This is a genomic window from Flexithrix dorotheae DSM 6795, assembly GCF_000379765.1.
Lineage (GTDB): Bacteria > Bacteroidota > Bacteroidia > Cytophagales > Flammeovirgaceae > Flexithrix > Flexithrix dorotheae.
Genome location: NZ_KB903519.1, coordinates 1 through 2,199, shown reverse-complemented (window position 1 = coordinate 2,199; position 2,199 = coordinate 1). Strand labels below are relative to the sequence as shown.

Genomic DNA, 2,199 nt, shown 5'->3' with positions numbered 1-2,199 from the left:
GGTACTTATAATATATATAGAAGTATTAATGATGGAGAATTTGAATTGGTAAAGGAATTAGCCAGCAACCTTACTTCTTATACCGATAAAAATGTAGTAGCAAATTCTGTGGCTTACCAGATTGAAGTGGTAAACCCGGAAGGTTGCGGAGAATTTGAAAATGGTAGAATTCTGCAATATACCAGTAGTAAATCAAACGTAGCCAGAATTGGTGCTGTCACCGGAATTGAAGAAACTCTTTTGGAAAATGCTGTTTCAATTGCCCCTAATCCAACTGCAAACTTCATTCAAATCAATTTAAATAAAAAGCTGTCTGGAAATTACTCCCTTACCAACTTAGCGGGGAAAGAAGTTTGGAAAGGGAATTTCAATTCCAACTTTAAAATTGATCTTCGAGAGTATAAAAGTGGCGTTTATTTCCTAAATATTATGACTGATAAGGGATCAATAGTGAAGAAGGTTTTGAGGGATTGATGTAAATTTCAATTTGCTTGTTAACTCAAAAAAAAATTAAATACCACAATACATTTAATACAAATTTTCATTATGAAAAAAATTATATTACAATCTATCCTAATTTTAGGATGTATCATAATTCAAAAACATTCTTTCGCCCAAACAAATGTTTCAGGAACACTCACTGAAAATACTACTTGGACAGTGGAGAATTCTCCTTATAAGTTGACTGGAGATGTGGTTGTGCCTTATGGGGTTACGTTATCTATTAATCCGGGGGTAATTATTTCTAGTGACGCTTCTGGTAACTCTGGTTTATTTAGTAGTTATAAATTAACTGTTGAGGGAGAAATAAAGGCCATTGGAGAAGATTTAAACAACATCACTATTGAAGATACTGAAATTTCATTTCAGGAAGCAAATTTAACGAACTCTAATTTTGAAAAAGTAACAATTAAAAACTTTGGATCACTTCTTACAATAGGAAATAAAAACATTGGAACCTTAAATATTTTAAATTCAACTTTTAAATCAAGTACTTTTACAGGCACATTAGGATATGATACATCATCCAAAATCGTTTTTAAAAATTGTAAACTTTCAAATTCAAATATTGGAAAACATTTTGGAGGAAATGATTCCATCGAAATATGGGATTCTGAAATAACTGATACCAATCTTTCAATGTCATGGTCATCAGGTTCTATATCTTTATTTAATTCTGAAGTAATAAATTCACGCTACACTGCGGAAATAGATGGTTTTTTTCATATTGATAGTTGTACCATTATTGAATCAGAGTTTTCTGGTTTTATTACTGGGGTTTCTATTATGAATAGTAATGTAGTAAACTCATCATTTTTTCTATACGATCATTTAAAAATCACAAACTCAGAGGTGTCTCTAACCTTTAAAAATCCATCTCAATTTAGTAGGGATCACCAAATTAGATCGAAAAGTGTTGAATTAACAGAAACACAGTTTGATGGAAATAATTTGGGAAAGGACGGTGTTTATATTTTTGGAAGTAAAAATAGTATAATAAAAAATTGTAGTTTTAAAAATTTTAGGAAAGCAATTGTTTTTGATGGAACTTCTCTTGAGGTTAATACTAATAATTTCCTAGATATAGAACAGTACGTAATTGAAAATCTGACCCAACATAATATTAACGCCCAAGAAAATTATTGGGGAACCATCAACGAAGATAGTATCGGCTTAAAAATTTATGACCAGTTGGATAACGGCACAAAAGGTCTTATAGATTTTTCAAATTTTTTAGAATACCCTACTTATAAAAATATCCCCAAAGCGCCAAAGAATGTTCTAAAAGGGGATTTAGGTCAAAAAACACTAATTACTTGGGAGGAAAATGAGGAAGCAACCTTAGAAGGTTATAAGGTTTATAAAAAAAATATCACCACAAATGAATTTGACTTAATTGCTGATGTTGGAAATGTAAATTCCTTTGAGGAAATTATTGATATTGAAGAAGAAATTTATCTCACAGCCTACGCTATTGACACCGCTACTGAAACAAAAGGTCAAATAATAGAAAGTAATTTTTCAAAACCCGCCAAACCATTCTTCGAAGCTAATTACCCTTACTCAACATCAATATGTAAGGGATCAACTATCTCTGTAGTAGTTCAGGAAAATTATGAATTTAATTCCGATAATTTTTATATGCTCCAACTTTCTTCAGTTTCGGATAGCTTCGCGAATCCGGTGATTCTGGATACC

The 2,199-nt window shown here is 31.2% G+C and carries 2 protein-coding genes; both read left to right on the top strand.

Annotated elements, in window-relative coordinates; all coding sequences use genetic code 11:
• Window positions 1-474: T9SS type A sorting domain-containing protein (locus A3EM_RS45155; RefSeq protein WP_044241169.1), on the top strand; the 474-nt coding region annotated here is incomplete at its 5' end.
• Window positions 475-546: 72 nt separating this feature from the next.
• Window positions 547-2,199: hypothetical protein (locus A3EM_RS45150; protein ID WP_044241167.1), on the top strand; the 1,653-nt coding region annotated here is incomplete at its 3' end.